This is a genomic window from Caldimonas taiwanensis NBRC 104434 (assembly GCF_001592165.1).
Taxonomy (GTDB): domain Bacteria; phylum Pseudomonadota; class Gammaproteobacteria; order Burkholderiales; family Burkholderiaceae_C; genus Caldimonas; species Caldimonas manganoxidans.
On sequence record NZ_BCWK01000012.1, the window covers coordinates 70,578 to 78,712 of the forward strand.

Consider the following 8,135-nt stretch of genomic DNA (forward strand, 5'->3'; position numbering starts at 1 on the left):
CCTCCTGTCCGTGTCATCCATGAATTGGCCTTACGAAATGCAGATTGGTTGGCGCTACACGCGCGCCGGCCGCGCCACCCGGCGCAATGGCTTCATATCCTTCATCTCCGCTGTGTCGATGTTGGGCATCGCGCTGGGGGTGGCCGCGCTCATCATCGTGCTGTCGGTGATGAACGGCTTCCAGAAGGAAGTGCGTGACCGCATGCTGTCGGTGATTGCGCACATCGAGGTGTTCTCCGCCGACGGCCAGGCCTTGCCCGACTGGCAGCGCACGGCCCACGAAGCCTTGGCCAACCCCCAGGTGCTGGGGGCGGCGCCTTACGTGGCGGCTCAGGCGCTGGTGGCCCGCGGGGAGGACATGCGCGGGGCCATCATTCGCGGCATTTCGCCCGAGCACGAGCCTGCGGTGACACCGCTGGCCGCCCTGCTCAAAGACACCGTCTTGTCCCGCCTGCGGCCCGAGGGCTGGGGCGTGGTCTTGGGCGTGGAGCTGGCCCGCCAACTCGGCGTGCGCGAAGGCGACCGCCTCACCATCGTCTCGCCCAGCGGGCAGGTCACGCCCGCCGGCGTGGTGCCCCGTCTGAAGCAGGTGACGGTGGTGGGCCTGTTCGAGGCTGGCCACTATGAATACGACAGTGGCCTGGTGTTGATGCACCTGGAGGACGCGGCCAAGCTCTTCCGGGTGGCCGGCCCCACCGGCGTGCAGCTGCGCCTGGCCGACGTGCAACGTGCTCGGCAAGTGGCGCAGGAGCTGTCTTTGCAATTGAGCGGGGAACTCTACTTGCGAGACTGGACGCGCACCAATCGCAATTGGTTCGACGCCGTGCAGCTCGAAAAGCGCATGATGTTCATCATTCTCACGCTGATCGTGGCGGTGGCGGCCTTCAACCTGGTGTCGATGCTGGTGATGACGGTGACGGACAAGCGCGCTGACATCGCCATTTTGCGCACCCTGGGCGCCACGCCGCGCTCGATCATGGGCATTTTCATGGTGCAAGGCGCCGCCAGCGGCATCATCGGAACCTTGGGCGGGCTGCTGCTGGGGCTGCTGGTGGCCTTCAACATCGACGTGATCGTGCCGGCCATCGAGCGGCTGTTCAACGCGAGCTTCCTGCCTGGCAGCATTTACCTGATCAGCCGCATGCCCAGCGACCCGCAGATGGGCGACATCGTGCCCATCGGGCTCATCTCCCTGGCGCTGGCCTTCTTGGCCACGCTGTATCCGAGCTGGCGCGCCAGCCGTGTTCAGCCCGCGGAGGCCCTGCGCTATGAGTGAGCCGGTATTGAGCGCCGAATCGCTGCACAAGCGCTACCACGAAGGCCCGCTGGATGTGCACGTGCTGCGTGGCGTGAGCCTGCAAGTGCACGCCGGTGAAACCTTGGCCATCGTGGGCGCCTCGGGCTCGGGCAAGAGCACGCTGTTGCATCTGCTGGGCGGGCTGGATGCACCCACGCACGGACGGGTCGTGCTGCAAGGGCAGGATTTCGCCCGCCTGGGAGCGGCCCAGCAGGGCCAATGGCGCAACCGACATCTCGGTTTCGTCTACCAGTTTCACCACTTGCTGCCGGAGTTCACCGCGCTGGACAATGTGGCCATGCCGCTACGCATCCGACGCATGCCGGTGGCTGCGGCGCACGAACAGGCCTTGGCCATGCTCGACCGGGTGGGCCTGGCTCAGCGCGCACAGCATCGCCCGGCGGAATTGTCCGGTGGTGAACGCCAGCGCGTGGCCATTGCTCGCGCGTTGGTGGCGCAGCCGGCCTGCGTGCTGGCTGACGAGCCCACCGGCAACCTGGATCGAGAGACGGCCAACACCGTCTTCGAGCTGATGCTGTCGTTGGCGCGCGATCAGGGCACGGCTTTCGTCGTGGTCACGCACGACGAAGAGCTCGCGGCGCGCTGCGATCGTCGCTTGCGTTTGCGGGCGGGGGTGCTCGTTTGAACCGTCACGGACCATGTGGATCGACACCCATTGCCACCTCGATGCGGCCGAGTTCGATGCCGACCGCGACGCGGTGGTCGCACGTGCGAAGGCCCAGGGGGTGGGCTGCATGGTGCTGCCGGCCGTAAGCACCGCCAATCTCGATGCCGTGCGTGAACTGGCCCATGCCCATGGCTTCTTCTACGCCCTGGGCTTGCACCCGATGTATGTCGAGGCCGAGCCGCCCGGGGCCGTGGCGATGCTGCGGGCGGCGCTTGAGCGCCATCGTGACGACGACCGCCTGGTGGCCGTGGGCGAGATCGGGCTGGACCATTTCGTGCCGGGTCTGGATCGCCAGGTGCAAGAGCGGTTCTACGTGGATCAGTTGCAGCTTGCCCGTGAGTTCGATCTGCCGGTGATCCTGCATGTGCGCCGCTCGGCCGATGCGTTGCTCAAACACTTGCGACGCCTGCGTGTCAAAGGCGGCATCGCGCATGCGTTCAATGGCAGCTTGCAGCAAGCGCTGGCGTTCATCGACCTGGGCTTCAAACTGGGCTTTGGCGGCGCCATGACCTTCGAGCGTGCGCTGCGCATTCGTGCCTTGGCCCGCGAGCTGCCACTGCAGGCCCTGGTGCTGGAGACCGATGCGCCGGACATTCCGCCGCAATGGCTGTACCGCACCGCGGCGCAGCGTGCGGCGGGGCAGACTTGCCGCAACGAGCCGGCACAGCTGCCGCGCATAGCCCACACCCTGGCCGAATTGCGCGGCCTCGCCGTGGAGGCCGTGGCGCATGCCACCTCGGCCAATGCACGCCAAGTGTTGGGTTTGGCGCCGGCATGAAGGCTTCCGTTCGTTTGCACGGCTTGGCGCCCGTGCTGGCGCCGCACACCCGGCTCGTGGTGCTGGGCAGTTTTCCCGGCGTGGCCTCGCTGTGCGAGCAGCAGTACTACGCGCATCCGCGCAATCACTTCTGGCCCATCCTGTCGGCATTGTGGGGGCTGGATCTGCGAGCCCTGCCTTATGCCCAACGGCTGGACATCGTGCGCGAGCGCGGGCTGGGCATATGGGATGTGTATGCGAGCTGCCGGCGCCAGGGCAGCCTGGACAGCGCGATCGAGGAGGCTGAGCTCAACCCCCTGAGGCGTCTGCGCGAATGGGCCCCCGCCTTGCGGGCCGTGGCCCACAACGGCGGCGAATCCGCCCGGGCCATGCGCATCACGCGTCAGCTGGGTTTGCCCGTGCATCGCCTGCCCTCCAGCAGCCCGGCCAATGCCTCCTGGAGCTTCGAGCGCAAGCTGGCCGCCTGGCGGGCCGTTTTCGAGCAGTACGAGCTGGCATGAGTCTTTCCAACTCTCGCAAGAGCATTCCCCGTTTGCCGAGCGTGACGCTGTCCGAGTCCGACGGGGTGCGCTATCTGCACTTGGACACGCCTTGGGTTCAGGGCGCGATGCGGGTGCGCAAGCCGGACGACATCGAGCTGGCCTACGTGCAGCGCATGATGGCCTGGATGCTGCTGCGTCCCGCCGAGGCCCTCGACGCGGGTCATGCCGTGCAACTCGGACTGGGGGCCGGGGCAATCACGAAGTTTTGTCTCAGGAAGCTGCGCTGGCGTTGCACCGCGGTGGAGCTGAACCCCGAAGTCATTCGCGTCTGCCGGCAATGGTTTCGTTTGCCTGCCGACGGCGAGCGTTTGCGCGTCATCGAAGCCGACGCGGCGGCCTATGTGGTCGACCCGGCTCATCAAGGGGTGGCCGATGCGTTGTGCGTCGATCTCTACGACCACGAAGCGGCCAGCCCCGTGCTCGACGACGAGGACTTCTATCGTGCTTGCTACGGCCTGTTGGCCCCCGGGGGTGTGATGAGCGTCAACCTGTTCGGACGCGACGCCAGTTTCGAGCGCAGTCTGTCGCGCATCGCCACGGCCTTTGCCGGCGAAACCCTGTGGAGCCTGCGGCCCACCCGTGAGGGCAATACCATCGTGCTGGCGTGTCGCGGCGTGCCGCCACCGAGCCGCGCTGAGCTTGTCGAGCGCGCCGAAAACATTGAAACTCGTTGGGGTTTGCCGGCCCGCAAATGGCCGCGCATGATGAAACTCGTCGATCCCCCGCATGACCGCAAAGCCTGAACTCGCCGGCGCCCGTCGCTCTCGTCAAACTGTGCCTGCAGGCCGCTTGGACTGGCCTGTCATGCTCCAATGGCTGAAGGAAGATGGGCTGATCACCGAGGCAGATGCCCAACGCACCCAGCAGCGTTTGGCCGCTGGCAAAAGTGCCCAGCACCCGTTGATCCGCTTGGCCCATGTGGGGCTGGTGCATGCCGTCAGCGGCAAGCCGTTGGATACCGAGACCCTGACCGAATGGCTGGCGGGCCGAGCCGGGCTGGACTACCTGCGCATCGACCCCCTCAAGGTGGACGTGGGGCGCGTGGCCGACGTGATGTCGATCAACTATGCCGAGCGCCGCCGCTGTCTGCCAGTGCAGATTGGCCTGAGCGAGATCACCGTGGCCACCTGCGAGCCTTTCGACACCGATTGGGTGGCCGAAATCGAGGCGCACACGCGCAAGAAGGTTCGTTTGGTGGTCTCCAGCCCGAACGAGTTGGCACGCTACACCACCGAGTTCTACACCTTGGCCAAATCGGTCAAGGCCGCGGCGAAGAACGGTCAGCTCAGTGGCCCGGCCAACTTCGAGCAACTCGTCGAGCTGGGCAAGGCCAAAAATCTCGACGCCAATGATCAAAGCATCGTGCAGGTGGTTGACTGGTTGTGGCAGTACGCCTTCGACCAGCGTGCTTCGGACATTCATCTGGAGCCCCGCCGCGACATGGGGGCGGTGCGTTTCCGCATCGACGGCGTGATGCACACCGTCTACCAGTTGCCGCTGACCGTGATGGCCGCGATGACCAGCCGCATCAAGCTGCTCGGCCGCATGGACGTGGTCGAAAAGCGCCGCCCGTTGGACGGGCGCATCAAGACCCGCAACCCGCGTGGCGAGGAGGTCGAGATGCGTTTGTCCACGCTGCCCACCGCCTTCGGAGAGAAGTTGGTGATGCGCATCTTCGACCCCGATACCACGGTCAAGAGCCTCGATGCATTGGGCTTCTCCAGCCACGACGCGCAGCGCTGGGAGCAGCTCGTCACGCAGCCGCACGGGGTGATCCTGGTCACCGGCCCGACCGGCTCGGGCAAGACCACCACGCTGTATGCCACGCTCAAGCGGTTGGCCACCGACGAGGTGAACGTTTGCACCATCGAAGACCCGATCGAGATGATCGAGCCGGCATTCAACCAAACCCAGGTTCAGCCTCAGCTCGATCTGAACTTTGCCAACGGACTGCGCGCCCTGATGCGCCAGGACCCCGACATCATCATGGTGGGCGAGGTGCGCGACCTGGAAACCGCCGAGATGGCCATCCAGGCGGCATTGACCGGACACCTCGTGTTCACCACGCTGCACACCAACGATGCCGCATCGGCCATCACGCGGCTGCTGGATCTGGGCGTGCCGTCCTACCTGATCGGCGCCACCGTGCTGGGTGTGCTGGCGCAGCGGCTGGTGCGCACGCTGTGCCCGCACTGCAAGCAGCCCGACGCGGATTTCAGCCGCGACACCCTGGCCGCGGCAATTGCACCGTGGCGCATCAACGGTCCCCTGCGTCCGTACCGGCCGGTGGGCTGCATCGAGTGTCGCATGACCGGCTTTCTGGGGCGCTCGGGCCTGTACGAGCTTCTGACCGTCAGCCCGGCGCTTCGACCGCTCATCACGCAGACTCCCGACTTGTCGCGTTTGCGACAACAAGCCACCCAGGACGGCATGCGCCCTTTGCGTCTGGCGGGCGCCATGAAGGTGGCCGAAGGGCTGACGACCTTGGATGAAGTGCTGCGTGCCACCCCTGCCTGGGAGCATTGAGACCGTCGGTCAGCGCCGTGCTACGTGTATTCCACAGGACCGCCACAAGGGGCGATCCCTAGAATCCCCGGCAGTTTCACCTTTGGGGCGAACGGGTCCGGCCGCCGTCGGATCCAGAGAATCCATTCACACCATCGATTCGTCTGAGGAGCAACCGTGAGAATCAAAAGTCAGAAGGACTTCGCGTCCGGGCTGATGTTCATCATTGTGGGCATCGCCTTTGCCTGGGGCGCGACCGAATACAGCTTTGGCGACTCTGCGCGGCCGGGCCCGGGGTATTTCCCCTTTGGCCTGGGCATCTTGCTGGCCATCTTGGGGGCGTTGGTCACCTTCGGTTCCTTGACCATCGAAACCGAGGACGGTGAGCCCATTGGTCACATCGGCTGGAAGCCCTTGTTCATCATCGTTGGCTCGGTGGTGCTGTTTGCCGCGGCATTGCCCCGTTTGGGTCTGTTGATTGCGTTGCCGCTGTTGGTCATCGTGGCCAGCCTGGCCGGCGATGAATTCAACTGGCGTGATGCGATCATCGCCGCCTTGGTGCTGACGGCGTTGTCCTGGTTCGTGTTCTCTTGGGCGCTGAACTTGGTCATTCCCTTGTGGCCGGCTTGGCTGTCGCAGTAAATCAAACGCCCGAGGAGCTCTGTTCATGGACTTGCTTTCCAATCTCGCGCTGGGGTTTGAAACTGCGCTGTCGCTGCAAAACCTGGGGTACGCCTTCATCGGCGCCTTGTTCGGCACCTTGGTGGGCGTGCTGCCTGGCCTGGGCCCGGCCGCCAGCATTGCGATGCTGCTGCCGTCCATCTATGCGCTGGACGCCACGCCGGCGCTGATCATGCTGGCTGGCATTTATTACGGTGCGCAGTACGGCGGCTCGACCACGGCCATTTTGATCAATGTGCCGGGAGAATCGTCCTCGGTCGTCACCGCGCTGGACGGCTACCAAATGGCCCGCCAGGGCCGCGCCGGGACGGCGCTGGCCACGGCGGCCCTCGGGTCGTTCTTCGCGGGCTCGGTGGCCACGCTGATCATCGCCGGCTTTGCGCCGCCGCTGACCGAGCTGGCCTTCAAGTTCGGCCCGGCCGAGTACTTCTCGCTGATGGTGCTGGGCCTGATCGGCTCGGTGGTGCTGGCCTCGGGCTCGCTCATCAAGGCCATCGCGATGATCCTGCTGGGCTTGCTGATCGGGCAGATCAACACGGATGTGATCTCGGGGGTGCCGCGCTACTCGTTCGACATTCCGGAGCTGTCTGACGGCATCAACTTCGTCGTCATCGCCATGGGTATCTTTGGTTTCGGCGAGATCATCGCCAACCTGTCGGTGCCCTCGCACGCGCGGGAGGTGTTCACGCGTGACGTGCGTGGCCTGTGGCCGAGCAAAGAGGACTTCAAGCAGGCCGCGCCGGCGGTGCTGCGCGGCACGGCACTGGGCGCCATCCTGGGCATCCTGCCCGGCGGCGGCGCCCTGCTGTCCTCGTTTGCGTCGTACACCTTGGAGAAAAAGCTGGCCAAAGACTCCAGCCGCTTCGGTAAGGGTGACATCCGCGGCGTGGCCGGTCCCGAGTCTGCGAACAACGCTGGGGCCCAGACCTCGTTCATTCCCATGCTCACGTTGGGCATCCCGTCCAATGTGGTCATGGCGCTGATGGTGGGGGCGATGACGATCAAGGGCATCCAACCCGGCCCGCAGGTCATGACCAGCAACCCCTCGTTGTTCTGGGGCCTGATCGCCTCGATGTGGATCGGCAACCTGATGCTGGTGGTGCTCAACCTGCCGCTGATCGGCATCTGGATCAAACTGCTGACCGTGCCTTATCGTTTCCTCTTTCCGGCCATCATGGTGTTTTGCTGCATCGGCTTGTACACACTGAACAACAACCCGTTCGATGTGTACATGGGGGCGCTGTTCGGTGTCATCGGCTATGCCTTCTACAAACTGGGTTGCGAGCCGGCGCCACTGCTGCTGGGCTTCATCCTTGGGCCCATGATGGAAGAAAACCTGCGTCGTGCCTTGCTGCTGTCGCGCGGCGACTGGACGACCTTTGCCACCCGCCCGCTGTCGGCCGGTTTGTTGTTGGCCGCTTTGGCGATGGTGGTGATCGTGGCGCTGCCCAGCATCCGACGCAAGCGTGAGGAAGCCTTCCAGGAAGCAGATTGACGCGACGACGGCTTCCTGCCACTGCCAAGGCCGCCCGAGGGCGGCCTTGGTTTTTTGAGCGGCCCTTGTCCCGTTGTAACCAGTTCATACGATCGGAAACTCTTTGTAAAACACCTCTGCCCGCTCTTCCCTGAGCGCCTCCCTTCTCT

General features: G+C 65.0%; 8 protein-coding genes. All 8 read left to right on the plus strand.

Going from position 1 to position 8,135, the window contains the following annotated elements; all coding sequences use genetic code 11:
* Positions 1-19 precede the first annotated feature (19 nt).
* Positions 20-1,276, plus strand: coding sequence for a lipoprotein-releasing ABC transporter permease subunit (locus CTA01S_RS11500; protein WP_062195701.1), 1,257 nt, complete (start codon positions 20-22; stop codon positions 1,274-1,276).
* A complete protein-coding gene (lolD, locus tag CTA01S_RS11505; RefSeq protein ID WP_026330205.1) occupies positions 1,269-1,943 on the plus strand; it encodes a lipoprotein-releasing ABC transporter ATP-binding protein LolD in 675 nt (224 codons plus the stop codon). Before CTA01S_RS11500 ends, lolD begins: the two co-directional genes overlap by 8 nt.
* A 13-nt stretch (positions 1,944-1,956) precedes the next feature.
* Complete coding sequence (locus tag CTA01S_RS11510) at positions 1,957-2,763, plus strand: TatD family hydrolase (RefSeq protein WP_019561014.1); 807 nt, start codon at positions 1,957-1,959, stop codon at positions 2,761-2,763.
* Positions 2,760-3,263: a DNA-deoxyinosine glycosylase gene (locus CTA01S_RS11515; RefSeq protein WP_062195703.1), complete on the plus strand. Its 504-nt coding sequence runs from the start codon at positions 2,760-2,762 to the stop codon at positions 3,261-3,263. Before CTA01S_RS11510 ends, CTA01S_RS11515 begins: the two co-directional genes overlap by 4 nt.
* Entirely contained in the window at positions 3,260-4,048 is a 789-nt protein-coding gene (locus CTA01S_RS11520; protein WP_062195705.1) for a methyltransferase domain-containing protein, read from the plus strand. Before CTA01S_RS11515 ends, CTA01S_RS11520 begins: the two co-directional genes overlap by 4 nt.
* Positions 4,032-5,831, plus strand: a complete 1,800-nt coding sequence (gene tfpB, locus CTA01S_RS11525) for a type IV pilus assembly ATPase TfpB (protein WP_062195707.1) — start codon at positions 4,032-4,034, stop codon at positions 5,829-5,831. Before CTA01S_RS11520 ends, tfpB begins: the two co-directional genes overlap by 17 nt.
* A gap of 156 nt (positions 5,832-5,987) precedes the next feature.
* Positions 5,988-6,452: a tripartite tricarboxylate transporter TctB family protein gene (locus CTA01S_RS11530; RefSeq protein WP_026330207.1), complete on the plus strand. Its 465-nt coding sequence runs from the start codon at positions 5,988-5,990 to the stop codon at positions 6,450-6,452.
* A gap of 25 nt (positions 6,453-6,477) precedes the next feature.
* The gene (locus CTA01S_RS11535) at positions 6,478-7,986 is read left to right on the plus strand and encodes a tripartite tricarboxylate transporter permease (protein WP_062195709.1); all 1,509 of its coding nucleotides are present in this window, start codon (positions 6,478-6,480) and stop codon (positions 7,984-7,986) included.
* Positions 7,987-8,135 lie beyond the last annotated feature (149 nt).